Source organism: Rhizobium sp. CECT 9324, from assembly GCF_918741265.1.
Lineage (GTDB): Bacteria > Pseudomonadota > Alphaproteobacteria > Rhizobiales > Rhizobiaceae > Allorhizobium.
Map to the genome: position 1 here is coordinate 745,358 of NZ_CAKKMZ010000002.1, position 25,758 is coordinate 771,115.

The 25,758-nt window shown below is 58.0% G+C and carries 22 protein-coding genes and 1 pseudogene; 16 read left to right on the top strand and 7 right to left on the bottom strand.

Translation table 11 applies throughout. The features are described from left to right. The first annotated feature begins 213 nt into the window (after positions 1-213). A complete protein-coding gene (locus LQ231_RS23235) occupies positions 214-573 on the top strand; it encodes a DUF2934 domain-containing protein (protein ID WP_230174275.1) in 360 nt (119 codons plus the stop codon). 425 nt (positions 574-998) lie between these two features. Here LQ231_RS23235 and LQ231_RS23240 read toward each other — a convergent pair whose 3' ends face one another. After that, on the bottom strand, positions 999-3,359 hold the full coding sequence (locus LQ231_RS23240) for an EAL domain-containing protein (RefSeq protein WP_230174277.1): 2,361 nt from the start codon (positions 3,357-3,359) through the stop codon (positions 999-1,001). Positions 3,360-3,505: 146 nt separating this feature from the next. Here LQ231_RS23240 and LQ231_RS23245 point away from each other — a divergent pair, with 146 nt between their 5' ends. After that, entirely contained in the window at positions 3,506-4,342 is an 837-nt protein-coding gene (locus LQ231_RS23245) for a transporter substrate-binding domain-containing protein (protein ID WP_230174279.1), read from the top strand. Positions 4,343-4,369: 27 nt separating this feature from the next. Here LQ231_RS23245 and LQ231_RS23250 read toward each other — a convergent pair. Both LQ231_RS23250 and LQ231_RS23255 read right to left on the bottom strand, forming a co-directional pair. Further along, a pseudogene (locus tag LQ231_RS23250) lies at positions 4,370-4,534 on the bottom strand (AraC family transcriptional regulator); the annotation flags it as partial. Positions 4,535-5,030: 496 nt separating this feature from the next. Next, positions 5,031-5,921 carry a LysR substrate-binding domain-containing protein gene (locus tag LQ231_RS23255; RefSeq protein WP_230174282.1) on the bottom strand — a complete coding sequence of 297 codons (891 nt, stop codon included), beginning with the start codon at positions 5,919-5,921 and terminating at the stop codon, positions 5,031-5,033. A gap of 106 nt (positions 5,922-6,027) precedes the next feature. On the opposite strand from LQ231_RS23255, the gene LQ231_RS23260 reads away from it, so the two are divergent. Together LQ231_RS23260 and LQ231_RS23265 are read left to right on the top strand one after the other, a co-directional pair. Further along, positions 6,028-6,897, top strand: a complete 870-nt coding sequence (locus LQ231_RS23260) for an NmrA/HSCARG family protein (RefSeq protein ID WP_230174284.1) — start codon at positions 6,028-6,030, stop codon at positions 6,895-6,897. 37 nt (positions 6,898-6,934) lie between these two features. Next, a complete protein-coding gene (locus LQ231_RS23265; RefSeq protein ID WP_230174286.1) occupies positions 6,935-7,408 on the top strand; it encodes an SRPBCC family protein in 474 nt (157 codons plus the stop codon). A 428-nt stretch (positions 7,409-7,836) separates the two neighbouring features. On the opposite strand, the gene LQ231_RS23270 is transcribed toward LQ231_RS23265, so the two are convergent. Further along, complete coding sequence (locus LQ231_RS23270; protein WP_230174288.1) at positions 7,837-8,958, bottom strand: alkene reductase; 1,122 nt, start codon at positions 8,956-8,958, stop codon at positions 7,837-7,839. 156 nt (positions 8,959-9,114) lie between these two features. Here LQ231_RS23270 and LQ231_RS23275 point away from each other — a divergent pair, with 156 nt between their 5' ends. The 7 genes from LQ231_RS23275 (at position 9,115) to LQ231_RS27325 (ending at position 15,690) form a co-directional block, all read left to right on the top strand. Next, the gene (locus tag LQ231_RS23275) at positions 9,115-9,474 is read left to right on the top strand and encodes a helix-turn-helix domain-containing protein (protein ID WP_230174290.1); all 360 of its coding nucleotides are present in this window, start codon (positions 9,115-9,117) and stop codon (positions 9,472-9,474) included. 410 nt (positions 9,475-9,884) lie between these two features. Then, a complete protein-coding gene (locus LQ231_RS23280) occupies positions 9,885-10,496 on the top strand; it encodes a glutathione S-transferase (protein ID WP_230174292.1) in 612 nt (203 codons plus the stop codon). A gap of 56 nt (positions 10,497-10,552) precedes the next feature. Further along, entirely contained in the window at positions 10,553-12,619 is a 2,067-nt protein-coding gene (locus LQ231_RS23285) for a pyridoxamine 5'-phosphate oxidase family protein (RefSeq protein WP_230174293.1), read from the top strand. 128 nt (positions 12,620-12,747) lie between these two features. After that, entirely contained in the window at positions 12,748-13,296 is a 549-nt protein-coding gene (locus LQ231_RS23290; protein ID WP_230174294.1) for a peroxidase-related enzyme, read from the top strand. Between the two features lie 69 nt (positions 13,297-13,365). Further along, positions 13,366-13,830, top strand: a complete 465-nt coding sequence (locus tag LQ231_RS23295) for a nuclear transport factor 2 family protein (RefSeq protein ID WP_230174295.1) — start codon at positions 13,366-13,368, stop codon at positions 13,828-13,830. Between the two features lie 279 nt (positions 13,831-14,109). Continuing rightward, on the top strand, positions 14,110-15,000 hold the full coding sequence (locus LQ231_RS23300; RefSeq protein ID WP_230175045.1) for a LysR family transcriptional regulator: 891 nt from the start codon (positions 14,110-14,112) through the stop codon (positions 14,998-15,000). A 159-nt stretch (positions 15,001-15,159) separates the two neighbouring features. Then, positions 15,160-15,690, top strand: coding sequence for an acyl-homoserine-lactone synthase (locus LQ231_RS27325; protein ID WP_356637341.1), 531 nt, complete (start codon positions 15,160-15,162; stop codon positions 15,688-15,690). 156 nt (positions 15,691-15,846) lie between these two features. Here LQ231_RS27325 and LQ231_RS23305 read toward each other — a convergent pair whose 3' ends face one another. After that, positions 15,847-16,308, bottom strand: coding sequence for a hypothetical protein (locus tag LQ231_RS23305; RefSeq protein ID WP_230174296.1), 462 nt, complete (start codon positions 16,306-16,308; stop codon positions 15,847-15,849). Positions 16,309-17,526: 1,218 nt separating this feature from the next. Between LQ231_RS23305 and LQ231_RS23310 the strand changes: the two genes are divergently transcribed. From LQ231_RS23310 to LQ231_RS23320, 3 genes are all read left to right on the top strand, one after another. Beyond that, a complete protein-coding gene (locus tag LQ231_RS23310) occupies positions 17,527-18,852 on the top strand; it encodes a DUF3300 domain-containing protein (protein WP_230174297.1) in 1,326 nt (441 codons plus the stop codon). 23 nt (positions 18,853-18,875) lie between these two features. Further along, the gene (locus tag LQ231_RS23315; protein ID WP_230174298.1) at positions 18,876-19,829 is read left to right on the top strand and encodes a DUF2950 domain-containing protein; all 954 of its coding nucleotides are present in this window, start codon (positions 18,876-18,878) and stop codon (positions 19,827-19,829) included. A 132-nt stretch (positions 19,830-19,961) separates the two neighbouring features. Further along, a complete protein-coding gene (locus LQ231_RS23320) occupies positions 19,962-20,147 on the top strand; it encodes a hypothetical protein (protein WP_230174299.1) in 186 nt (61 codons plus the stop codon). A 359-nt stretch (positions 20,148-20,506) separates the two neighbouring features. On the opposite strand, the gene LQ231_RS23325 is transcribed toward LQ231_RS23320, so the two are convergent. Then, positions 20,507-22,630, bottom strand: a complete 2,124-nt coding sequence (locus tag LQ231_RS23325) for an ATP-binding protein (protein WP_230174300.1) — start codon at positions 22,628-22,630, stop codon at positions 20,507-20,509. After that, positions 22,627-23,367 (bottom strand): response regulator transcription factor, encoded by a 741-nt coding sequence (locus tag LQ231_RS23330; RefSeq protein ID WP_230174302.1) that lies wholly within the window; start codon positions 23,365-23,367, stop codon positions 22,627-22,629. The genes LQ231_RS23325 and LQ231_RS23330 overlap by 4 nt, the downstream gene beginning before the upstream one ends. 250 nt (positions 23,368-23,617) lie before the next feature. Between LQ231_RS23330 and LQ231_RS23335 the strand changes: the two genes are divergently transcribed. Both LQ231_RS23335 and LQ231_RS23340 read left to right on the top strand, forming a co-directional pair. After that, positions 23,618-24,604, top strand: coding sequence for an ABC transporter substrate-binding protein (locus LQ231_RS23335; protein ID WP_162742551.1), 987 nt, complete (start codon positions 23,618-23,620; stop codon positions 24,602-24,604). 108 nt (positions 24,605-24,712) lie between these two features. Next, positions 24,713-25,738 carry an ABC transporter substrate-binding protein gene (locus LQ231_RS23340; protein WP_230174304.1) on the top strand — a complete coding sequence of 342 codons (1,026 nt, stop codon included), beginning with the start codon at positions 24,713-24,715 and terminating at the stop codon, positions 25,736-25,738. The last annotated feature ends 20 nt before the right edge of the window (positions 25,739-25,758 follow it).

Sequence of the window (25,758 nt, forward strand, 5' to 3'; positions counted from 1 at the left end):
GCTTTTCTTCCCACCCAGCGGAGGTTTAGCGACGGTCAAAGCCCTCGCTGGTCAGCACGCCCTTGAACTTAAAGACTGAGCGTTTGGACCGCATCAATGGCAGGAACCTTATCGCCCAGAACTTGTTAGATCGACGTGCATCGGGCGCGAAAGCGGCTCTACTTTGGAATGGTCGTCGAAATTCGTTTAGCTAGAAATGAAGGAGAGTGCCAAATGGCAAGTGACGATACGGATGCAAAAAGCCGGCAGCAACGGTTGCAGGACCGAGCGTACGAATTTTGGCGGGCTGATGGATCACCCGACGGGCTTCATGAGGAGCATTGGCGAAGAGCAGAATTGGAACTTGGCGACAACGCGCCACATCTTCAACAGGATGGTGTTCGAGCAGATGACGCTGGAGAAGCCTCGGGTCTTGCTCCCGAAGCACCCCAGGCAGGATTGGTGGGCGCGTTCATTCCGCCAGCACGTAGCGGCCGTTCCAGCGAAACCGGGCCGCTGGTCGAGGCCGCTGACAAGACAAACCCGGTTCATCATCTTGGAACAATTCCGACACCGGTTACCGGACAGGAATAGCAGGATTTAGCAAAGATCGAGTGTCTTTGTATGTCCAACGGTGGGTAACGGAGAACGAGAATGCGAAAGCGTTTGTCGTTTATCGCTTTGACAGGGTCGCTTTTTTTGCTGGCCGGCTGCGGTGACGAAGCCTCGGAACGAACAGATCAAGGGACCTATGATGACGTCGCGAGGCCTGCTGAAGATATCGATCAAGATCCAACGCCCCAAACCGGAACTGGAGGCCCGAGCCAAAGCGCGACCGGGGGCCAAACAAGTCAATGACAGGAATCAGTTCTAAACTGGACCTTGCTTACCCGTGACGAAGAAACGGCTGTCTTTCCTCTAGAAGCCATAGACGCATTTGCGTCGATCAAAGATATCTACAGCGACCACAATAGATCGGGGATATTATTTTCGGTATCAACGCTGGTCAACTTGCGAACTCAGTCCCCGGCAAGGCGCCCAAGCGCCGACGGTTCTCTCGGCACGGCGTTCGGAGCGTCGGAGGGTTCAATTTGGAAGGCGGCGCCGATTTTTTCCATAAAGTCGCTCAGGGGAAGGGGGCGGGAAAGCAGATAGCCTTGGAGATCACTGCACCCTGCCGCGACCAAGAAGTCTCTCTGGCCTTCAGTCTCCACGCCCTCGGCCGTGGTCGCTTTGCCAAGCGTACGGCTCAGTCCGAGAATGGCAGATACGATGGCGGCACCCTCGGCTTTCGCTCCGAGCAGGCTGACGAAAGACCGATCGATCTTAATGCGGTCGATGTTGAACTGAATGAGATGGCTGAGTGACGAGAATCCTGTTCCGAAGTCGTCTAGTGCGATGCCAATGCCATGAGATCGAAGCAGGCCCAGCGTCGCCTGTCCTTCTTCATCAATGTTGAACAGGGCGGCCTCCGTCAGTTCGATCTCAAGTCGGGAAGGCGGCAGACCGGTCTCCGAAAGGATCGACAGGACGTCGCTGCCGAATCCACGATGGCGGATCTGTGATGGCGAGACATTTACAGCAAGCGACAAGTCGACCGGCCAACTGACCGCTGCCTGTGCTGCATTGCGAAGGACCCGTTCGCCCAATCGCAGGATCATGCCAGTCTCTTCGGCAATCGGGATGAACTTGTCCGGTGACAATAGCCCCAGCGTCGGATGGTGCCATCGCACCAGCGCCTCGGCGCCGGAAAGTAGTCCACTGCCATCAGCGCGATAGACGCCCTGATAGTAGACCTCCAGCCGTCCCACATTGGCCGCAAGCAAACAGCCGTTTTGGCCGGTATCTTCCGCGGCCCCCTCAAGCAAGAGGCGAAGATCGTTTTTCAGGTTTTCCCGGGCCTCAACCCGATCGTCCAGAGATGGATCATACTCGACGAGTCGCCCGCGCCCGCTGTTCTTGGCTTCATAAAGTGCGACGTCAGCGCGTCGCAAAATCTCCTTGATCGGGTAGGTCGTGTCCTCGAAGAGCGCGACGCCGATGGAACATCCGATACGAATGGTGGCATCTATTGTGTCGAGCTGAAACGGCTTGCTCAACGCTTCTATGATGTCGTTGCAGATCGTCAGGTAAACATCATCCTCGCGATCAAGCTCCGAAAGAAGAAGAGCAAACTCGTCGCCGCCGACCCTGGCGAGGGTATCCACCGGCTTGATTAGTGCATTCATGCGATCCGCCGCGGCACGCAGCAACTCGTCTCCTGCGGCATGTCCATACGTGTCGTTTACCTCCTTGAACCTGTCGAGATCGATGAGCGCAACGACTGCTCGCTTGCGCCGTGGTGCGAGATCCAAAAGAGATTGCTCTAGGCGGTGTGGGAACAGCGCGCGGTTTGGAAGTCCTGTCAGAACATCATGCGCTGAGAGATGCCGAGCGTGGTGCTCGCTGGCGCTCAGTTCCCTCAAGCTTTTGCGCAATCTTCCCACCAGCGCAAAGAACAGTCCTGCAATAACAAGTCCAGCTATCGAAAGCACGGGTACGAGACGACCTATCACCCGGGAGCCGGGCAGATCCGGCTCCCAGATAATGAAGCCGAGCGGTTCACCGCTTCCTGTCGCCGCGATCTGGAAGGCAACCTCGCTGTGCTCCTGGTCCGAGGTGCGGGCATAGCGCGCGCCAGCGAGCCCCTGTTCCCGGCTGATCATGTCTAGAGTGGCGCCGTCTAGGAAGCGGAACACGACGAGATAAAACTGAGCGCCGTGATCTTGCGCATTGGCATCGGCTCGCGAAGCAGCCGATATCGAAACGACCCCTGCCACGGAGGGACGGCCTTCAAGCCGCATCAACTCTACCCGGGTTGGTTCGGCACCCGACGATGAACGCTGCGCGTGCGTGGTTTCCAAGTCGCGGATCAATGGCTGTAGCAGAGGGCGCACCCACTTGAACCGCCGTGCGGTTTCTGTGTCGGCCCTCAGCGCAAGCTCCCCAGACGGTTTGACTAGAAAGGCAGCGTTGTAGCCGAACACCGTTGTTGCGATTTTGCCGAAGGTCTGCGCGGATGAAGCGCCGTCACCGCTGTTCTGATCGAGAGTTTTCTCGCCGTGAGCAAAAGGATCTACCGCAAGAAACGACGCATAGCCAGCGCCAATCAGCTGGATCTCCTGCGACACGCGCTTCACTTGATCATTAAGGCGGTCATTGACAAGTTGCCGTTGCCGATCAAGGGCAGCGGCATCACTTTCGGAGCCTGCCCAGATAGCCGCGAGAAAAACCAACCCGAGAATTGCAAGTCCACTAATGGCGAGGAGCAGCAATATCGATCCTGACGTGGTCCAGGGTCGTTTATGAGTCGTTGTTTTGGATTGGGGTTGGTCGAGCACGCAGTCGTCTCCGATATTGTGCCGATCCTGCTCCCAATTGTTTACCAAACGCTTTCAAAGCGGTTGCAACATTAACGCTTCGATACAACCAGCTCGTTAATCATTTCGTGTTTGGCTTTAGGGGGCAAGAACCGCCGGACGCCTCCTTGCTGGAGCGTCTTCCACATCAAGGTGCCGACATGTTGCGATTGAAATCTCTACTCATGCGGAAAATTTTTGCGCTGGCTTTTGTCGTATCCATTTCCTCATTTGGCCAACCCGAGGCGATTTTGGCATCCGGGGATGACACTGTCCGGATTGCCGTCGAGGGCGCATTCCCGCCTTTCAACTACCTGGACTCGGCAAACAAGCTCCAGGGCTTTGACGTCGATATTGCTAAGGCGCTTTGTGAGACCGCCAAGCTCAAATGTGAGTTCGTCATCCAGGAATGGACGACAATGATCCCCGGCCTGCTAGATAAACAGTACGACGTAATCATTTCGTCGATGTCGATGAGCGCCGAACGGCGCGAGAAAGTGTCCTTCACCCAGAAATATTATGACAGCCCGTCGGTCTTCATCGTCCGCAAAGGCTCCGTCATCGCCGGAACCACGCCGGATAGCCTGAGGAAGTCGAGGTTAGGCGTTACTTCCGGCACCTCCCAGGAAGCCTATGCAAAGAAGTTTTACCCGGTTGTCTCAACCACGGTGTTTCAGGCTTCGCCGGACCTGTACAAGGGGCTCGCCGAGGGAAATGTCGACATCATCATGGAAGACAAACTCGCAGTTTATGACTGGTTGGCAAACACCAAGGCGGGAAGCTGCTGCGAGTTCCTCGGTGGCGACATCAAGAACACGGAGTTTTTTGGTGATGGAGCGGGTATCGCCTTGCGTCCATCGGACCGCCAGTTGCTCGCTCAGTTCAATGCCGCCCTCGATACGATCCAATCTGACGACACCTACGACACCATCAATGCCAAGTATTTTCCCTTCAGCATCCGCTGATAGCGTTCTGCATGCCTGCAGCAGCCGGACAAAAACGGCTCCGTTTTTGTGAAAGACTGGGATGCCGTGAAGGACGGTTTCGGTGTGCTGGATGCGGCAGAGTGCGGTTTGATTGTAGCCGTGACGAGGTGCGAAAGGTCTAGCCAGTGCGGCTAACCGGTCTTTCGTGGTGGCGGTGCCCAGTGGATAAATGCTAGGGTCTTTTTTGTTAACCTCAATCGAACACAGGTGGTTCTTTCTATGTTGTCTGATCGAGATGGACGGTCTTTGCCTGAGCAACAAGCGGCATCGGAGGACCGACCCGCAGCTGCCGGCAGACTGGACCAAGCAGAGAAACAACTAATGCACCTCTGCCGCATGGCCGAAGATGATGGTCACGAAACACTTGCCTATCTCATCCATATGGCTGAATTGGAAGCACGGCATCTAGCAGATACGCTTCGTTAAATAAAAGCGCGCTGGCAATTTTGCTTATGATGCCGCAGTGATCGATCCCAAAGCTGGGCGGTTGCCGATATCTGCACGATGAACGGCCCAGGATGCGGTCAGCGCCCAACTTGATGCAGCAGATACCCTGGCGTTCTCTCGACGATGGCGGGGCCTGTAGGCGGCGCGATATCCGAAAACTTGACGTTTCGACGAACGTTTCCCTATGGATGGTCAGGGTGCCGCCTTCCAGTCCGGAATGTTAGTGGCCAGTGTAGGCAGCCAATTCGTCAGGTGTACCATTCGGGAAGGCCTGCTTGAGGAAATCCAAAAAGGCCGAGACGCGGGCACTGAGCAGCCTTCGCGATGGATAGAGCGCCCATAGCGCGATCTCGGATTTCTCGATATCGCCCCAATGCAGCAACGTGCCGTCAGCAAGATCGTGGCTTACTAATGAGATCGGCAGGCGCGCGGCGCCAACGCCGGCCCGCACGGCATCCCGGACCATGATGAGTGACGACAAGATGAGGACCGGTTCGATCCTGAGCGTTGCAGATCCCTCCGGTGTCGTGACGGTCCAGGTCTGCAGATTGCTGGTGCCGCGCACCACACCCGGACTGTGGAGATGTTCACTCGGGCGCGGAAGATCGGGGCTTGCAACCACAACCAGGCGGTCATGGAGAAAGGCGCGGCCGACGAGACTTTCGTCCGGATCGGGATTGACCCTGATCACCAGATCGTAGCCTTCCTCGATCATGTCAACGGACCGGTCTTCGGTCGTGATCTCCAGCCGCACCTCAGGATAGCGGAGCGCGAAGCCTGCCGCGATCTTGCCCATGGCAGTTTGTGACAGGAGAAGTGGGGCGCTTATCCGCAATCGACCACGTGGCGTCTCGGCACGAGATGCAATAGAGGTGGCGGTTTCGTCGAGTTCCGTCAAGAGGACGGCTGTCCGCTCAAAAAGGGCGCGTCCTTCCTCGGTTAGTTTCAGGTCGCGCGCGCCTCGTTCGAACAGCCGGAGATCAAGGGCGGCCTCAAGTTCCGTGACGCGTCGAGACAGGGTCGCCTTCGGCCGGCCGGTGGCGCGCGCCGCTTTGCCGAAGCCCCCGTGGCGAGCGACGAGATTGAAATCGGCAAGAGCGACGAGATCCATTTTCTGTTCCACTGGTGAGACGGAGTGTCTAGTTTGATGGTCTATTGGATCGATTATGATCCGTCCATATTTGGGGTGTCAAGCAAAGCAACCCGGAGGTAATTCCATGACCATTCTCGTTACCGGCGCCACAGGCAATATCGGCGCGCAAGTCATTCAGCACCTCGTTGACAGCGGCGCAGATGTCCGTGCGCTCGTTCGCGATCCCGCCACAGCCAAAATCCCCGCAGGCGTTGCTGTCGCGACGGGTGAATTTCTGGACGTCGATTCCCTGCGCAGCGCCTTTGAGGGTGTGTCGACGCTGTTCCTGCTGAATGCCGTCGTGCCGGATGAATTCACCCAGGCTTTGATCGCGCTCAATGTTGCCCGCTCGGCCGGCATCGACCGGATCGTCTACCTCTCGGTCATCCATCCGGACATTTACGTGAACGTGCCGCACTTCGCCGGAAAGTTCGGCGTCGAGCGTATGATCGAGCGGATGGCTTTTCCCGCGACGATCCTTCGCCCGGCCTACTTCATCCAGAACGATCTGACGATCAAGGACGCCATCACCGACTACGGTGTCTATCCGATGCCCGTAGGGACCAAGGGCCTCGCGATGATCGACGTGCGCGATATCGCGGAGATCGCCGCGCTTGAACTGCTGCGTCGCGAACAGTCCGAACAGCCGCTTCCCCTCAACCGCATCAACCTCGTCGGTCCCGAAACACTCACCGGACCTGAGATCGCCGCCATCTGGACCGATGTGCTTGGTCGCCCAATCCACTACGGCGGCAGCGACACGCAAGCTTTCGAACAGAACCTCAGGCAGTTCATGCCAGCGTGGATGGCCTACGACATGCGCTTGATGGGGGAGCGTTTCCTGACCGACGGCATGCTGCCCGAAGGCGGCGATGTCAAGCGCCTGGAAACACTCCTCGGGCGACCGCTTCGCTCCTATCGCAGCTTTGCCTCGGAAACCGCTGCTTCGGCGTAAGGCGAAGCACTCGCACCCCAAATCAAGGACCACGACCATGATATATTCGACCGCTACAGTCCCTGTTAACCCCGAAGGCGAAACAAGGCTCACCCTTGAGCAGGCCTGGAAGGGCCTGGAAATGAAGGCGCGCGATGCGCGGCTGTTTCTGCCGCCCGGTCTTTGCACCCGCTGCGATGTCGTTGAGGAAAGCGCGACGCATTTCGTACGCGAAGCGACCATCGCCGGCCTCGGCATCCGGGAAATCATCACCCTTGAGCCGCACAGCAAGGTCACCTTCTTCCAGGCGGCCGGCCCACGCGAAGGCGCCATTATCAACGAGTTGTTCGAGGATGAGACGGGCGCCCTGCAGCTTCGTTTCTACTGCTATCTTGGCCTTCGCGGCAAACAGTCTGACGGCCCCGAGGAGCAGGTGGAGCAGAGGCAGTTCGACAGCGACCAAGGCTACAAAGCAGCGCTGTTGTCGACGCTGAAGCGGATCCGCGAGCTGCTCGCAGAGGGCAAGCTCTGACCATCCCTTTTGCGACACCCAACGGGCGGCCTCTCGAAAAGCCGCCCAACCCTTCAAAGGGATTGAAATCATGGGAATCCCCGTCGCCGAAACAGTTTTCAACATCCAATCCGAGATCCACAACGTCGCTGGATGTCCTGCTGAACGACGTGAAGATCGGTACGCTCGTCAGCGGCGGTACTGAAAGCCGTTGTTGAGACCGTCGAGCGCGTGAATGAACTCTGGTGGTCGCTGCCGAAGCAAGAGGCCAACAGGTGTTCGCAGTTAACGACGGCTTTGCGCCATCCGATCCGCCGTTCAAAGCACTCGGACGCTCGTCCGGAACTGACGCCTACAACGGGCCATTGCCCCGCCCTAACACTTAATTTCAATCCCATCGGGCAGCGGGGACACGCTGCGCTGCCCGTCTAGAAAAGCTCTCTGAGAGTCTATCGGATGCCGTCCAATTCGGTCGCGCTCGGATAGTCCACATAGCCCTCGGCTCCGCCACCATAATATGTGTCGCGATTGCTGGGGCTGATGGTTAGGCCGTTGCCGTAGCGCTCGACCAGGTCCGGGTTCGAGATGAATGGCGCTCCAAAGGCGACAGCATCTGCGAAACCATCTCGCACCAAGGCATTGCCGGTCTCGAACGTGTAGCCGCCATTGGCAATCAGAGTGCCGGAATAAAGCGGTCGGAAATGCCTGGCGACGTCCTGGCCGAGAATTTCCACGCCTGTCCCCGTGAGATCGTTTATCGGGTTCATCAGCTGCAGATAGGCGAGATGACGCTTCGACAACTGACCGATCAGGTGTTCGAAGGTCGCCAAGGTTTCGGCTGTCGCGATGAATTTGCCGACACCGGTCAAACCGGGGCTGAGTTTGATCCCGACACGTCCTGGCGCCCACGAATTGACAAGGGCGTCGATTATCTCAAGTGCAAAGCGGGCGCGGTTGTCAGGTGTGCCGCCATAGTCATCGGTTCTCTGGTTGAGGCCTTCGTAAAGGAAGGTCGGGATCAGATAGGTGCTGATGCCATGGAGCTCAACACCATCAAAACCGGCAGACTGTGCGAGGTGCGCGGCTCTGGCATAGTCATCTACCGTCCGCGCGATATCGCTCAGGTCCATCGCTTGGGGTGTTACTGTGTCTTTGAAGCCGGCGGTCGTATATGCCTTCAACCCCGGGTTTACGGGCGAGGGGGCATACGGCAAGGCTCCATCAAGCAGGTCTGGGTGCGAGGATGATCCTATGTGGCCGAGTTGGACGAAAATGCGCCCTCCGGCCTGGTGGACGGCGTCCGTGACCCGGCGCCACCCATCGGCCTGCGCCTGCGTGTACAGGCCCGGCACGTTGACGAAGCCAACGCCGTCACGGTTCGGCCATGTGCCCTCAGTCAGGATAAGGCCGGCCGATGCGCGCTGCGCGTAATATTGGGCCTGAAGGACATTGGGAATAAAGTCGGGATTGTCCGTTCGGGCGCGGGTCATGGATGCCATGATGATACGGTTGGGGAGATCAATGTCGCCCAGGCGAATGGGATCCAGCAAGGGATACTTTGGAGTGCTCATGTCTGCTCTCTATGTTTTTGGCAGCGCTATCCGCGTGTTTGCGCCTGAAGGGATAAAGGAGATGCCCGTCGACACCGCCGTCCAATTCAAGTATGCCCAAGCATACCTGCAATCCAGTACCTACTATTTGGTAAGTGTCAGAAATTGGAGATCATCATGACCGAGACGAATTTTCGATGCGGGCTGGAGGCGGTTCTTGAAATCCTTGGGGGCAAATGGAAGCCGCTGATCCTCTTCCACCTCGCCAGTGGCGCCAAGCGCACCGGTCAACTGCGCAGGCTCGTAACCAATGTGAGTGAGAAGATGTTGATCCAGCATCTCAAGGAGTTGGTCGATGATGGCGTCATTCGCCGTATCGACTTCAAGACCGTCCCGCCTCATGTCGAGTACGAACTGACCGACTTTGGCCGAAGCTTGTCCAAAGTCCTCGCCCCACTGTGCGAATGGGGTACACTTCACTCTTCCGAAGTCACCAGCATCGTCCAAAACCGAAAATCAGCACCAGAGGCAGCGTAGCGCGCCATTGATCTTTGGGATCATGCAAAGGTCGCGGGGATACTTCCTGCTCACGGCGAGCGCGGCTTCGAGCCATTCGGCAATGATAAGGTTATCTTGCATTTCTTTCCCGCACGCATCAAAGACCTGAACAGGAAGAATCCTACTTATCTCCCCATGTTGAAGTCAAAATATGGACAAGACATCATTCCATCTGGTGAAATGGTGCCCTATCCATGGGTTGCAGGTAATACATAGCGTCGCAATGCATGCTCGGGCCTTTGGCTTCAGGACCGTTCGTTAGCGAGGACTATTGCGTCAGCGGTAATTATGAACTGCGAAACTCGACCGTTCTCATGGACGGCCGCTTGTTGCACCTTCGGGATGTGGATTGGGAATGAACCCATCCAACTGTTTCGCAGGAGCGCACCATGAAACTCTATCATCACCCGCTTTCGGGTCACGCGCATCGGGCTTGCCTGATGGTCTCACTGCTTGGCCTGCCTCACGAATTGATCGAAGTCGATCTGAAATCCGGCGCGCACAAGCAACCGGACTTTTTGAAACTGAACCCGTTCGGCCAGGTGCCGGTGTTGGACGACCATGGCATCGTTGTCGCCGATAGCAACGCTATCCTCGTCTATCTCGCGAAGAAAGCCGCCCGCACCGATTGGCTTCCCGAGGATGCCGCGGGTGCTTCCGCCGTCCAGCGCTGGCTGTCGGTTGCCGCAGGTGAAGTTGCCTATGGTCCAGCTGCCGCGCGGCTGGTCACTGTTTTTGGTGCCAAATTCAATCCTGAAGAAGTCATCGACCGCGCCCATACATTGCTCGGCAGGCTCGAAAGCCACCTTGCTGATCGCAACTGGCTTGTCGGCAGTGGTCCGACGATCGCAGATGTGGCGGTCTACAGCTACGTGGCGCGGGCACCGGAGGGCAATGTCGATCTTTCCACCTATCCGGCGGTTGATGCATTTCTCCGTCGTGTCGAGGCCTTGCCGGGCTTTGTTCCCTTCGTTCAAACGCCCGCAGGCCTTGCCGCCTGATGTCGTGATCGGGGCGCGCGGTTGTGTGCGCCCTATCTTCCAGAAGGAGATTAGACATGAGCGAGACCCTGAAGGCGCTGCCGGCCTGGCACGAGGGTGAAACCTACCTACAAGAGAAGGTTGGCGTGGTAGAACGCATGGCAACTGTCGGTCAGCGCTTTGTCCGCGATTTCATGCCGGATCAACATCGCGATTTCTACGCGCAGCTGCCATATATTGTCGTTGGCAGCGTGGACAGCCGCGGCGATGCCTGGTCGACCCTTCTCGAAGGGCGCTCCGGCTTCATCTCCTCTCCTTCATCGAAAGTCTTGAACATTGCAGCGCATGAGGACGCGAGCGACCCCGCAAGTGAGGGCTTGGCAGATGGTCAGCCGATCGGCCTTCTTGGCATGGAGATGCACACGAGGCGCCGCAATCGCATGAACGGGTTTTTCTCCCACGCCCCGGGCGGCTTTCGCGTCGATGTCGACCAGAGCTTTGGAAACTGCCCGCGTTATATCCAGCTGCGTGACTTTGAGTTCAGTCGCGAACCAGGCCGGCCCTTTGCCGGCACCGTCGAGGACCTGACCACGATTGATGAGGCGGCACGGTTTGCGATCGCTGCTGCAGATGCTTTCTTTGTGGCGTCCTATGCCGATCGCGAAGACCGGCGTCAGGTCGATGTGTCGCATCGTGGAGGCAAAGCGGGTTTCGTTCGCGTCGCCGAAGATGGGACGCTGACCATTCCCGACTTTGACGGCAATCTTTTCTTCAACACGCTCGGCAATATCGTGCTGAACGGCAGAGCCGGCTTGCTTTTCATTGACTATGCAAACGGGGACATGTTGCAGATGAGCGGCGATGCCGAGGTCATTCTGGATTCGCCAGAGATTGCCGCCTTCCAGGGTGCTGAACGGTTGTGGACCTTCAAGGCTCGCCGGATCGTGCGACGGCGCAATGTGCTGGCATTGCGCTGGGCCTTCCGGGAAGGCGGCTGGTCACAGAACTCCTTGATGACCGGGGACTGGACGCAAGCCGCCGATAGGCTGCATGCTAAAACGCTCGCAACCCAGTGGCGCGGCTTGACGGTGACGCAGATCGTGGAAGAGAGTGCCTCGATCCGCTCATTTCATCTTCAGCCCGGCGATAGCGCAGGCCTGTTGCCGCATCGTGCCGGTCAGCATCTGCCCATTCGGGTCAAGATTCCCGGTGCCGATAAGCCCGTCATTCGGACCTACACACTGTCGACGGCTCCCTCTGATGGCATCTACCGCATCAGCGTCAAACGCGACGGCGCCGTGTCGCAGTATCTCCATGACCACATCCACGTCGGCGACATGATCGAGACGCGGGCACCGGCCGGAGATTTCACCATCGACGCCAGCGCCCTCCGCCCGGCTGTGCTGCTTGCCGGCGGCGTCGGGATCACGCCGCTGCTCGCCATGCTTCGCCATGTCGTTTACGAAGGCCTGCGCAAACAGCGCATCCGGCCGATCATCCTGTTCCATGCCGCACGCTCAAAGACAGAGCGGCCGTTCGACCGGGAAGTTGCCGAGCTTGTCAATGCAGGCCAGGGTGCCATCAGGCTGATCCGGGTCCTCAGTAACGCCGACGGGGCCAGCGAAGGTATCGACTACGATGCGATCGGCCGTATCAATTTGGAACTGCTCTCCCGTCATCTTCCGTTCGGTGACTATGATTTCTACGTCTGTGGGCCGCCGGAGTTTACCCAATCGCTCTATAACGGACTGCGGAGCTACAACATTTCAAACAGCCGCATCCACGCGGAAGCCTTCGGTCCTTCATCCCTGACTCGAACCCTCGACGCTGGCGTGACCGCGCCAGAGCGCCTGCCGCCATCGACAAAGCCGGTGCCGGTCGCCTTCATGGGATCGCTGAAGGAGGCGCGGTGGACCCCGGAAACCGGCACGCTGCTGGACCTGGCGGAAGCGCGCGGCCTGGAGCCCGAGTTCAGTTGTCGTGAAGGTACATGCGGCACCTGCCGGACCAAGCTCACCAAGGGTGCGGTGACCTACATAAAGGAACCAACAGCGGCGATCGCCGAAGGTGAGGTCCTGCTTTGCTGCGCCGTTCCTGCCGAGCAGGACAATGGTCAGGGGAACCGGATCCAGCTGGAACTCTGAGGCGCCTCATTGATGCGTCTGGTGCAAGAGTATCTTCCTCGTTTTCGACATTCACCACCAAGCCAAACCGGCGCATCTTCATCGGGACGAAAGGCACAGCCTTTCGCAATCACCTCAAGGAGATAGACATGTCACGCATTGCAACGCCTGCTACGATCGGGGATGCACCGGAATCATCCAGACCCGTGCTTGAAGCGATCCAGAAGCAGATCGGCTCCGTTCCGAACATCTTTCGCCTGGTATCAAACAGCCCCGCTGCTTTGAACGGGCTGACGGCCCTGCAGCACGCTCTCGGCAAGGGCGAGCTTCCCCCTGCCACTCGCGAGCGGATCGCGCTCACTATGGCCGAAGCCAATGGCTGCGACTATTGTTTGTCTGCCCACACCTATACCGGCACGAAATTTGCCAAGCTGGAGGTTAACGAGATTGACGCCAACCGCCGAGGAACGTCGAACGATCCGAAGGCTGCTGTCGCCGTCGAATTCGCCCGTGCGCTTGTCGATGTTCGCGGCTCGGTTCCGGCCGGCGAGATCGAAAAGGTTCGCGCTGCCGGTTACAGCGATGCGGAAATTCTGGAAATCATCGCACATGTCGCGCTGAACACCTTCACCAACTATGTCAATGAAGCGCTTGGCACCGAGATCGATTTTCCACGTGTCGGCCGCCTTGCAGCATGAGCTCATCACGGGTGGCGGCCAACCCGCGGCCGCCTTCCCACCTTTTGCCTACACAAGAAGGAAATGCAGATGTCCCGTCCACCGCTTCCGCCCTTCGATCAACAGAGTGCCATCGAAAAGGTCCGCCTTGCCGAAGATGGCTGGAACAGCCGCGATGCCGCCAAGGTGGCGCAGGCCTATACGCTCGACACACGCTGGCGCAATCGCGCCGAATTCGTCACCAGCCGCGCCGAAGCCGAAGCCTTCCTGACACGCAAATGGAACAGGGAACTCGACTACCGGCTTGTCAAGGAGATCTGGGCCTTCCAGGGCAACCGTATCGCCGTACGATATGCGTATGAATACCATGACGACAGTGGCCAATGGTTTCGCGCCTATGGCAACGAGAACTGGGAATTCGCCGAGGATGGATTGATGCGCGCCCGCCACGCCAGCATCAATGAACAGCCTATCAAGGAATCGGAGCGCAAGTTCCATTGGCCGCTGGGCCGCCGGCCGGCCGACCATCCGGGGCTTAGCGACTTCGGCTTTTGAGGCCGAGAGCTCCGTTGAGGCGAAATAGCATGACCGGATTCAAGCTCAATGCGCGGGCACGTTATGTCTTAAGTGATTGAACAAAAATGGGAAAGGCGAGTTTTTTCCGGCATATGCTACCACATTCTCGGCCGCAAAGTTGGATTGACGTCCGCTTAGATCTCCCAGGGATCGGATCGTTGCGTTCCAGCTCAAACAGTGTTGCAGGACGTCCATCGAGATTGGTACAACACCATGCGCAATGGCGGATTCATTCAGCACGAGCGAATGGGGGATGCAATGGATCGATGGCAGGCGATGAGAATTTTCGCAAAGGTTGCCGAAACAGGGAGCTTTGCTGAGACCGCGCGTCACATGTATATGAGCGCACCGGCCGTTACGCGGAGCGTGGCAGCGCTCGAAGACGTCATCGGCGGCCGCCTGTTCGTCCGCACGACGCGATCCGTAAAGTTGACCGAGGCGGGGATACGATACTACGAGGATTGCCGCCGCATACTGGCCGATATCGCTGAGGCAGAAGCAGCGGCTGCGGGCTCCTATGCCACGCCGACAGGTACGCTAGCCATCACGGCATCAGCTTTGTTCGGGCAGATGTATGTGCTTCCTGTTGTCACCGAATTCCTGAATTCGTATCCGAGCATGCGTGCCAGGACCCTGTTTATCGATCGCCCGGTCAACATCGTTGAAGAGGGGGTAGACGTCGCGGTGCGCATCGGCCATCTGCGGGATTCGGGCATCGCGGCTATCAAGGTGGGCGCGGTTCGGCACGTCGTCTGTGGATCTCCAGGATATTTTGAGCGCTTTGGCATTCCAACAACGCCAGCTGAACTCAAGAACCATCGGATTGCGGCTTCAACAAGTGCCTGGGCCTCGCCGGAATGGCGCTTTAGAAACGATGACCGGGTGACGATAGATCCCATACTTCAGTGCAACACCAATGAAGCTGTAATCACGGCGGCCAAGGCAGGTTGGGGGTTGACCAGGGTTCTGCACTACCAGATAGGCCCCGCGCTTGTGACAGGGGAGTTGCAGATCGTTCTCAGCGACTATGAGGAGCCGGCAATGCCCATCCATATCCTTCATCCTGAAGGCAGACACGCGCCTGCAAAGGCCCGGGCATTTGTCGACATGGCAACCGTTCGCTTGCGGGAAAATCGATTGTTGAACTGAGCCTATGGTTCTTGAGCATCTGGTGGCAGCGTTCGATCTTGCCCTGCGTCTGCGGATGGCCGTGAGCACCGTACACTTGGTTGATCTCGTATTTCTCCAGTCGTTCGCCCAGATCGGAGGCGACGTAACACGGGCCGATGTTCCTCGGTGATCGCACCAATGCAGGATGGATCAGTTAGGCCCGATCGGCGAGGCAGGCCTCCAAACCCGTGTTTCATTTATCCAAGAACCCGCCAATCTCCTCATGTCAACAATGGACCGGGCGGAGCTTTACACGTCCTAGCGCCGGCTACAGGGCGCCGTCGCTTTGAATGCATTGTCTCAACGCACGATACCTGTCTGTTCTCACAGGTGTCGCGCGATCAGATCCTACCTCACAAATTACGAGTGACTAAATTGGGAGGACAAAAAGTGAATATTTCAGTTCACACCAAGTCGTCACATCGTATCCGTTCGCATGACCCAAGTGGTATTTCCAAGCTCAGGAAGTCTGTGTTCCATGATCGCCTTCGCTGGCAGGTGAACTGCTTCGATGCCATGGAATACGACGCTTTTGAGGGAGATACCGCGCAATCTCTTCGTGAAAATAGACGCCGTTGTCATTGCTACATGCAGAATTATCTCAACTCTGCGGCCAACGAGCCTTCCATCGGTTCTTCCGCAGCTGCTGAGAGGCGAAGTCTTTGTTGAGACCCCTGCAGTTTATGAGATCAGCCGCCTCGTCTCAGCGCAAGCCTCGGCTCAACGTTTTTTATTGCGGCGTTCGGTATCAACGCCGCCGGCCGTGAAGCAAAATGGCAACGATGCACCATTCCGGCTTTGCTTTTGGCTCAACCAAGGTCCGTTTCAACGGACCCATCTGACCAGTCGCACGATTACTTCTTCGGCGACGACCATAACGGTTACGACGATGATAAGTGTCACCACGCCGTGCAGCACGCCATCGAAGCGAACCCTATCCCCGAACACAAAGGCGATTGCCTCCAGAATCACGAATTTGGATAGGAACAGCACCAGCCATGCGCCGACGAACCGCATGATCTTCATGAACGCACCTTGCCTTGCGTTGAAGAACATGGCGACATGATGTTCGATGGCAATCGTCGCTTTTAAAAGGGCCTGCAAAAGGATGGCTGCTAGCAGTGACCAACTGAAAGATGCTACTGTTACGCTATCCGAAAATTCAGCGAACAGGCCAAGAACCACGAGGTCGATCAGAACTCCGAAGAGATAGCGGATAATAAGTCGCTGACGGTTCGTTGGCATTTCGGCCGTAGCCGGTAAAAAGCCGTGGATTTTATCAGCCATGTCGCCCCCCTTTGAAATACTGCTCGAACTTGCGATACCGCATGGTGGTCGTCAAGGGGAGCTCGCCCGGAGTGCAGAAATGTCCAGGGGGATACGCAAGACGTGCTCTGGTCCAGTCTTGGGCCAGCTCTACCCGTTGCCGCCGTTCGGACCCGAGGCGAGCGAACAGTGTCACGGCAAGAGTTCGTCGATTTGGCTCAGTATGTGCCGTTGACGATCAGTCAGGTAGGCAAGCGACCCTGGCAGAAATCGATCGGGCCAAAGGACATTTTTCGAACGTCAGTCATGGGTTCCGCACGCGTCTCACTTTTATGCTTGGCCAATTTGCCGAGGTACTGGTGGAACTGGGAATCTTGTTCCGGAGAGTAGCGAAGGATCAAAATCGTCCACCGGCACGGCCTTCGCCTCCTCGAACTGGTGCGGACTTTAGAGCTCAGACAAACCCCGTGCGGTCTAATATCTCTTTAGATAGTTTGATACACGGCCTGTCTACAAACGAAGGTCTACGAGGTTTATCGAGAAGCTGACGGTGCTGTTGGCTATGACACCGACGCAACAAGGCGCGGAAGATCATCAAGAGAATCGGGCAGGAACTGCTCATCGACCCGGAACTCGCCCCGATAACCATCGAACCGTTCAAGATACGGGGCATCGACATTATGGAGGATTCCGGCCTGATCCTGTGAATGAAATTTACCACAATTCGCGGAGAACAGTTCATGTTGCAGGGCCGGCACTGATGATGATCAGCCAAGCGGTCTACGACAACGATATCAGGGCTGCGTTTCCGCCAGTTTAGGGTCGTGGCGGCGAAAGGAGCGGGGAGATCGTCGCTGCCGCCCAGCAGGCTTTGGCAAAGCAGAACGGGGCACCTGCCGCTGCAAACCGTTGAGTCGGACGATCTCGACCATCGTTTCACGGCAAGAGTTGCCGGCCTATGCAAACTGCTAGTGCCACTGAAAGCTTATAGTGTTGCGCCGAGATTCTGAAATCCGATCCAATCATTGGAACACGCTTGGGAATGCAATTGCTTGGTCGTAGCTTGTCGGTAGCGTAATATATCGCTTGAATATTTGAGTTTCGGTAACATACTTTGCGTTTTCCGCGTGTAGTTTCGATGGGCAGACTTGGTGATATCCTGGAAAATTGATCTGAACCTAGCAGGCCTTTTACAATTTACGAATCTTAAGATCGCCTGCCGGACAAGGAGCATTTGCAATGGCTGGACGGTTTCAACTAATAGTCGCCACGGGCCTTTGCCTGTCGTTTGCAGGAATACCAAATGACCGCTACCGCTCGTGGTCGGCATTCGCCCAGGATGCGACAACGGTCGCTCCTGCCGTAACAGACGAAGACACGCCAGCGCCTCTGACTGACGAAGAACTCGAAATCCTCGTTGCTCGGGTCGCGCTTTATCCGGACGAACTCGTCGCGCTAGTGACGTCGGCCTCGCTCTACCCTCTGCAGGTCGTAGAGGCTGCACGCTTTCTTGAGCAATTCAAAAAGAACCCCAAGCTGAAGCCGAAACCCACGTGGGACGGCAGTATCGTATCGCTTCTCAACTATCCGCAGATCGTCACGATGATGAGCGACGACCTGGACTGGACGCAGTCGCTTGGAGAAGCGCTGTCGTACCAGCAGAAGGATGTGCTGATCGCAATCCAGCAGCTGCGCGACAAGGCGGTCGCAGACGGCATCATCAAGAGCGACGACAAGATCAAAGTCAGCCAGGAAAACGACAATGTCGTTATTGTGGCTGCAAACCCGGAGAAGATCTACGTTCCGCAATACCAGCCGGAGATGCTCTATCAGCCCGGCTACGTCGCGGCCCCGATCGCCTACTATCCGGAGCCCTATCCGAGCTACTACTACCCGACTGCGACCTTCTTTGCCGGCGTGGTGACGGGGGCGATATGGGTCGCCGCCGTCGACTGGAATCGCTGGGGCGTCGCGGGCGGGCGCTGGAACGGCAATGTCGATATCGACTGCAACAACTGCTTCAACAACATCAACGGCAAGGTCAACATCAACGACCTCGACTGGAAGAACGTCGATCGCAGCAAGATCAAGTTCGATAAGAACCAGTTCAACAATATCGACCGAACCACCTTCCGCAACAACATCGAAGCGAACGGCAACCGCAACAAGGCGAATGTCATCGGCAACGATCGCGCGACCAACATCAGAAACAAGCCGGGCAGCATCAGCGTCAACGACGTCCGCAAGAGCAAGATCGATGCCGACAGGATCAACCGCAATAAACCTGAAAGGAAAGCGGCTCAGGCGGCTCAGAACCGGAAACCGGAAGCAAGGCCGACCAAGGCTGCCGGAAACGTCAAGCAGCGACCGAATGCCGAGCGCCCGGTGGCAAAGGCGAAACCCGCAACAAGGGTCGACAATCGGGCGAGAAAACCCTCGGCGCTGGGAAATGTGGACAGCGGCAGGCGCACGCAGATTCAGTCCAATCGCGGAAAGCAGGCCATGAGCGGCGGCAATCGCGGCGGCAATCGGCAGATCCCTCGTGGCGGCGGTCGTCGTCGATGACCCCCTGAACAAGGAAGACAGCCATGACAATGTCAGCCAGAAACATGCTCCTGGGTTCGGTGTTCGCTGCCGTGCTATTGGTCGGCCCGGTCATTGCGGGTGCTGCCGAGCCGTCGGACGCCTCGACTATCTCCGCCTTTGCAGCGCCGACCGACCCGCCCGCATTCGATACGCCGGAGCAGGCCATCGATGCCTTCAAGGCGGCTCTCGCAGCCGACCACTTCGACACGTTCGCGGCCCTGCTCGGTCTCGACGCCGCCAAGACGAAGGCGGACGAGGGCGTGATGGAGACCTATGCCGAGATCCGCGACGGCGCGAAAATCAAGGTGCTCGTGCAGGATGTCGATGGCCGCAAGATCGTCGAGATCGGTAACAAGCTGTGGCCGCTGCCTTTCCCGGTGGTGAAGGGGAATGACGGCAAATGGTCGTTCGATACCTATGCCGGGTTTGAGGAGATCCTCAACCGCCGTATCGGCGAGAACGAATTGCATACGATCGCGACGATGCGCGCCTATGTCGATGCCCAGAGGGAATATGCCGCCGCCGACCATGACGAGGACGGCGTGCTGGAATATGCCCGCAGGCTGATCAGCAGCGAAGGCAAGACGGATGGCCTTTACTGGTCGCCGGACCTCGGCGAGGGCGAGAGCCCTGCCGGCAATGCCCTGGAGGAGAGTGCTGCACTCGACAAGGCTAAGGCCGGCGAGGGCTACTACGGCTATCGCTACCGGATCATCGAAAGCCAGGGACCGAACATTGCGGGCGGCAAATTCGACTACGTGATCAACGACAATATGATCGCCGGATTTGCGCTGGTCGCATGGCCGATCCGGTACGGTGAGACTGGCGTTCATACGTTCACGGTGAATGCGAATGGGACAGTGTACCAGGCAGACTTGGGAGAAATGACGGAAACTATGGCGGCCGAGATCGAAACCTTTAATCCGGATGATCATTGGGAGGTGGCTGCGGACTGAAGCTAGCGTTGATCGTTAGCCTGCGGTGTGGAACACGCTAGTCTAGATACGGCGGTTGACTGTGTTTACCAACTTAACGAGCTTAACGAACTGACGGAACTTGCCTACGTTGATTTCGAAAGGGGGATTGTCATGCCCGTCACGAAAACGTTGGCAAGCGATACTCCAAATATCGCGCTATCGATGAAGCTGCCCCGCAAGGCCGATTTCGAAAAAGCGTTGCTCAATCAATTTACCAAGGCGGTGCAACTGAGCCAGAAGGCTGGCCATCAGGTGCGTTTCCGGTCGAAGAGGCTGGCGAACCGGACAACGAACTGAAGGCAGCCCTGTCCGCCGCACGAGAGCGCGGCCATCGCCGCGTGGCAGAGATTCTCAGCGAGGACGACATGCTGAGTGCCCACGCCTTTTCAGACCTTCTTGGCGGCCATACATGCCCGTATTTCGGTCGTTCCCCCAATAGCTTTGGCGCCAATAAGCGGACGTTGCTCGGCTATATCGAGTGATATCCAGGGCGTAGCGGCTTTCGGTTCGTTCGAGCCATCGACAACAAGAATTGTCTTGTAGGAGTGGCTCCCAAGCGGTAAAAATTACCGCTCATCGTGGTCAAGTTTGCGGTGATACTCACTTGGGTGGCAAAGGCCATAGGCCTTCAACGACTAGCTCGGATCCGCTCTTGTTCAGCCTGATATGGCGTCATATCCGACTTCGATTGCAGGAAAACAAAGCTCCACGCGCGTGCCTTCCCCTAGGCGAGAGGTGATCCTGACTTCACCACCAGACTGGCGGATGAACCCGTAGACCATTGCGAGACCGAGACCTGAGCCACCAGTTTTCGAGCGCGTGGTAAAGTAAGGCTCCATTGCCTGATCTAGGACTTCAGGTGACATACCGACACCTTCGTCGATAACGGCGATGATTACGGTTTCGGCAGTCCCTAGCGCTTCCACTCGGATCGTCCCACCGTCCGGCATGGCTGCTGAGGCGTTCAGACAGAGGTTCAGGATGGACTGCTCGAGCAGCGCAGGGTCGAGGTTGACGGTTGGCAGATTAGCGGTAAGGTCCAGCTCTAGCCGATTGCGGACGCCAATTGCCATTTCCAGCACATCAGCCATGCCGTGAAGGATCGTGGCGACCTCGATCGCGGCTGGTCGTATTTGCTGCTGGCTGCCGACGGACAACATGCTGGAGGCGAGTGCCCGTCCGCGTTCCGCTGCCTTTCGTATGCGCCCCAAGTGTCGCTTTTGTCGTTCTGTGAAGCCAGGTTCGCGTTCCAGCAGACCAAGACTGCCGGTGATGATGCCGATCATATTGCCGACCTCGTGGCTTACCTGATGCGTCATGCGCATCACCACGTCGAGGCGCTGGGCACGGGCCGCCTCCACCTCCTGCCGATCCATGGCCGTTACGTCACGAGCAAGCAAGACCACACCGCCGTCCGGTTGCCGTGAAGCGGAGATCTCCACGACCTGGTCATCGGGAAACCGATGACGGAGCACATTTCGCTCTTGGAGTGAGCCGATTTCGTCTTCGGTGGGCATCATCCGCGGATCGATCTCGGGCACCGTCCCGACAAAACGGCGCAGAGGCATCTTTCGCGACGAGCCCGTCTGCCTCATTAGTTCGACGATGCGACGGTTCATGGTGATGGGTCGGCCCGCCGGATCGAACAGGGCAATGCCTTCGTTCATGGTGCGAAACGTTGAACGGATTGTGCGCGCGGCCGCTTCTGCGGTTCTCCTCAAGCGAGACACCCGATCCACGCTCTCCTTGAAGGCGCGAAAGGCATCGAGCAACCGGATCAACTCGGTTTCGGTCCCGGCGTAGACAGGCGGCCCTACATTTTCTTCTCCGCGTGCCAGCGCATTCATGCCCCGCGAGAGGTCTCCGATCCCGTGCGAGACCCGAATTACCGAGCGGATAGAGAGGATTGCCAGGATGACGACGGCGAGGGATGCCAGCACGATCATGACGAGCAACTGGCGCAAGGCGCTGGACGTCGATTCGAGGTTCCGGTTCAGCGCGCTGGCAACCACCTCCGACTGGGTTTCCGTCGCGTGCGAGAGATCCCGCGATACGGTATGCAGGCGCGAGACGGATGCGCGGATCGTGAACATTTCCAGGAGATAGCGTGTCTGTGCCTCGAAGATCCTCCGATAGGGGTCAAGCTGTGCGGGTGAGACCCGCAGATTGGGGCCTGGCACCAGCATGCGTGCGGAGGTTTCGGCGACGAAGCGCCGTTGAAGTTCACCGAGCTGGAAGAGGCTGTCCGACGTGGAGGCTGATTGTGCGATGTCATTCAGACGCTGCCGTAGTTCCTGATCCTGAATGGCGCGAGCGGTCGCTATCTCTCCGAGTGCTACGGCCGCTTCAGCCTTGTGCATTTGTGCGGCATCGGCATTTGCCGCAAGTGCCAGTGTCTGGGACTTGATGCTCTCAAGCAGTTTGATGATCCGGTGCGCGCCGGTGCCTTGCATGGCAGAGCCTGGCTTATCCGGCGCCATGGTTTGAAGAAGCGTTTCCACCTGGGCGACCACGGCGCGACTTTCGCTCGAAACGCGGTAGGGGGACGTGGCATTCATCAGGAATGGTGCGCTTGAAACGAGGTCTGAGACCTGCCGTGATACGAGCGAGACCTTGGCGAGACTCGAGAAGGCTTGCACGCTGTAGGCTGACATTTCACTGCGCGCCCTCTGCAGACCATAGATGGCGACGGTCGATAGGAGCAGAACAGAAACGCAGATGAAGGCGATTGCGAAGGGCAATCGAAAGGCGATGGAGGAGAAGAAGGCGCGGTTGATCAAGGCAATGATCCGGCGTCGTCTGTGTGGAGCACATAGCCTTTGCCGCGTCGCGTCTGAATATGGCGGGGAAGATCGGGGTTTCGCTCGATCTTGCGCCTGAGGCGCAGGACCAGAACATCGACGTTTCGATCGACGAATCGATCGGAGTCGGCTCCCATCCGGTCGAGAATCTGGGCGCGGCTGACGGGGTTGTTCGGCGTTTCGGCAAGGATCTCGAGCAGGGCAAACTCTGCTGACGTCAGCGTCTTTGTCGGATCGGTGAGGCAAACGGCCCGGCGTTGACCGAGATCGACGGCCCATTCACCGAGCCTGAGCGCTGTCGGCGTCTGTTCGCGTTCGCCCTCCCTGTCTTGGCGCAGTTGCGGATGGGTGCGACGGAGAACCGCCTTGATCCGTGCGGTAAGCTCATTCGGTTCGAACGGTTTAACGACATAGTCGTCCGCTGCCGTCTCCAGTCCCAGCACCCGATCGGTCGCGCTGCCTGCTGCCGTTACCATAACGATGCCGACATCGGTCTGAGCTCTCAGACGCTGCGCGAAGGCGCGTCCCGACAGACCGGGCAGATTGTGATCAACCAGAACAAGTTGAACAGTCTCGTGTTGCAATCGCTCTTGCGCGGCCTCGGCGGATGGTGCCGTCAGCGGGATCCAGCCTTCTGCCTCCACCAGGTCACAGATAAGCTCCGCCATATCCGGATCGTCCTCGACGATCAGAATTTTTACCTTCTGGTTCAACACGTTGCAGTCCTCCCGTCGGCATCATAACCGGGCAGGCCGAAAACGCAAAAGACTTGGTGGTTATCGGCAAGCGTCACAATTGTAACATTTGCAATCTCTGCAACGGGTGACGACGTCGCGGTGAAAGATCAGTAACCATTCTTCGGGTTGCCAGCCCGAACAGATACGGACATGCTTCATTCATTGGAACGGGGAGGTTCCAGGGGAGGACGACGTGAAGTTATTGACCGCCATCGGCGCCGGGGTACTTGTGACCTTCGCCACGGCTCCGGGCTCCCGGGCAGCAGACACGCTGAACATTCTCTGCGGTGTAGACGAAGTCTGGTGCGCCGTCATGGAGAAGACCTACGAGGCCAAAACCGGCCTTGCGGTCAACATGCCGCGGATGAGCACCGGTGAGATACTCGACTACGTACGGGCCGAGAAGGATGCGCCGACCGTCGATGTCTGGTTGGGTGGCACCGGGGTCACGCACCTGCAGGCCGCTTATGAAGGCCTCCTGGAGCCCCATCGTCCCAAACAGGAAGCTGACCTTCTGCCCTGGGCGCGAAACTTCTTCTCTCTGTCTGGCGGCACATCCGTCGGCCTCTATGCCGGTGCGCTCGGCTTCGCCTACAACGCGGATCTTCTTTCGGCTGCAGGGTTACCGGCACCCAACTGCTGGAAGGATCTCGCCAAGCCGATCTATCGCGGCCATATCCTGTCCGGCAACCCGCATTCCTCGGGCACTGCCTTCACGACGCTTGTGACACTCGTGCAATTGCTCGGCGAGGATGAAGCCTTCGCCTATATGCGTGAGCTTGGCCGCAACATTACAGAATACACCAAGGCCGGTGCCGAGCCGGTCAAGGCTGCGGGCAGGGGAGAGATCACGATCGGCATCTCCTTCATGCATGATGCCGTCACCCAGAAGGAGGCGGGCGCTCCCCTCATGATCGTGGCGCCCTGCGAGGGCACCGGCTACGAAATCGGAGCGGTCAGCATCGTCAAGGGCAGCCGCAATCTGGAAGAGGCGCGCCGCTTCGTCGATTTTGCGCTAAGCCCCGAAGGGCAGGCAACCGGTGCAGCGGCCGGCCAGAACCAGGTCCCATCCAACGCAAAGGCCATGCTGCCGCCTGCCGCTCCCGACATCTCGATGATCAAGATGGTGGACTATGATTTTGCCACCTTTGGTTCACCCGAACAGCGAAGTCGGCTGCTGAGCCGTTTCGATAGCGAGATCAACCCGACCAACTGATTTTTCAACATCCGGACCGCCGCTGAAACGGCGCCTTCTCGGCGCCGCCGCCGAAGGCTTGTCCATCGTATTCGACTTCCATCAGACGCAAGCAACAGGAGGATACCCATGCGACTGACACTTCTATCCACTCTACTCTTCGCCGGCACGAGCTTGTCTGCCGGCTCGGCCCTGGCCGCCGGTGAGCTCAACCTCATTTGCGCGGCCGACGTCGTCATCTGCGAACAGATGCAGGGCGATTTCGAAAAAGCCCACGACATCAAGGTCAACATGGTCCGCATGTCCTCGGGCGAAGCTTATGCCAAGATCCGTGCCGAAGCGCGCAACCCCAAGACCGACCTGTGGTGGGCCGGCACTGGCGACCCCCATCTCCAGGCCGCTTCCGAAGGGCTGACGGAAGAGTACAAGTCGCCGATGTTGGACCAGTTGCAGGATTGGGCAAAGAGCCAGGCCGAAAGCTCGGGCTTCAAGACCGTCGGCGTCTATGCCGGTGCGCTCGGCTGGGGCTACAACACCGAGATCTTCAAGCAGAAGGGCTATAAGGAACCGGTCTGCTGGGCTGATCTATTGGCACCCGAGCTGAAGGGAGAGATCCAGGTGGCCAATCCCAATTCGTCCGGGACAGCCTACACGGCTCTCGCATCGCTCGTACAGATCATGGGTGAAGACAAGGCCTTCGAATACCTGAAGGCGCTCAATGCGAACATCGCGCAATACACCAAGTCCGGATCCGCACCGGTCAAGGCTGCTGCCCGTGGAGAGACCGGTCTCGGCATCGTCTTCATGCATGACGCTGTCGCCCAGACGGCCGAGGGTTTCCCGGTCAAGTCGATCGCACCTTGCGAAGGCACTGGTTACGAGATCGGCTCGATGTCGATCGTCAAGGGCGCCCGGAACATGGAGAATGCCAAGACCTGGTACGACTGGTCGCTGAAGCCGGATGTCCAGTCGCGCATGAAGGATGCCAAATCCTTCCAGCTTCCGTCGAACAAGAGCGCCGAGATCCCCAAGGAGGCTCCTCGCTTCGAGGATATCAAGCTCATCCACTATGATTTCAAGACCTACGGCGACCCGGACAAGCGCAAGGCGCTGCTCGAGCGCTGGGATCGTGAGATCGGCGCCGTCGCCAACTGACGCTTGTCCCTTTCCGCCGG

Coding starts and splice junctions, on each gene's coding strand:
- LQ231_RS23235 (WP_230174275.1), top strand. CDS start 214: ATGGCAAGTGACGATACGGATGCAAAAAGCCGGCAGCAACGGTTGCAG.
- LQ231_RS23255 (WP_230174282.1), bottom strand. CDS start 5,921: ATGGATCTCGTCGCTCTTGCCGATTTCAATCTCGTCGCTCGCCACGGG.
- LQ231_RS23260 (WP_230174284.1), top strand. CDS start 6,028: ATGACCATTCTCGTTACCGGCGCCACAGGCAATATCGGCGCGCAAGTC.
- LQ231_RS23265 (WP_230174286.1), top strand. CDS start 6,935: ATGATATATTCGACCGCTACAGTCCCTGTTAACCCCGAAGGCGAAACA.
- LQ231_RS23270 (WP_230174288.1), bottom strand. CDS start 8,958: ATGAGCACTCCAAAGTATCCCTTGCTGGATCCCATTCGCCTGGGCGAC.
- LQ231_RS23275 (WP_230174290.1), top strand. CDS start 9,115: ATGACCGAGACGAATTTTCGATGCGGGCTGGAGGCGGTTCTTGAAATC.
- LQ231_RS23280 (WP_230174292.1), top strand. CDS start 9,885: ATGAAACTCTATCATCACCCGCTTTCGGGTCACGCGCATCGGGCTTGC.
- LQ231_RS23285 (WP_230174293.1), top strand. CDS start 10,553: ATGAGCGAGACCCTGAAGGCGCTGCCGGCCTGGCACGAGGGTGAAACC.
- LQ231_RS23290 (WP_230174294.1), top strand. CDS start 12,748: ATGTCACGCATTGCAACGCCTGCTACGATCGGGGATGCACCGGAATCA.
- LQ231_RS23295 (WP_230174295.1), top strand. CDS start 13,366: ATGTCCCGTCCACCGCTTCCGCCCTTCGATCAACAGAGTGCCATCGAA.
- LQ231_RS23300 (WP_230175045.1), top strand. CDS start 14,110: ATGGATCGATGGCAGGCGATGAGAATTTTCGCAAAGGTTGCCGAAACA.
- LQ231_RS27325 (WP_356637341.1), top strand. CDS start 15,160: ATGCAGGATGGATCAGTTAGGCCCGATCGGCGAGGCAGGCCTCCAAAC.
- LQ231_RS23305 (WP_230174296.1), bottom strand. CDS start 16,308: ATGGCTGATAAAATCCACGGCTTTTTACCGGCTACGGCCGAAATGCCA.
- LQ231_RS23310 (WP_230174297.1), top strand. CDS start 17,527: ATGGCTGGACGGTTTCAACTAATAGTCGCCACGGGCCTTTGCCTGTCG.
- LQ231_RS23315 (WP_230174298.1), top strand. CDS start 18,876: ATGACAATGTCAGCCAGAAACATGCTCCTGGGTTCGGTGTTCGCTGCC.
- LQ231_RS23320 (WP_230174299.1), top strand. CDS start 19,962: ATGCCCGTCACGAAAACGTTGGCAAGCGATACTCCAAATATCGCGCTA.
- LQ231_RS23340 (WP_230174304.1), top strand. CDS start 24,713: ATGCGACTGACACTTCTATCCACTCTACTCTTCGCCGGCACGAGCTTG.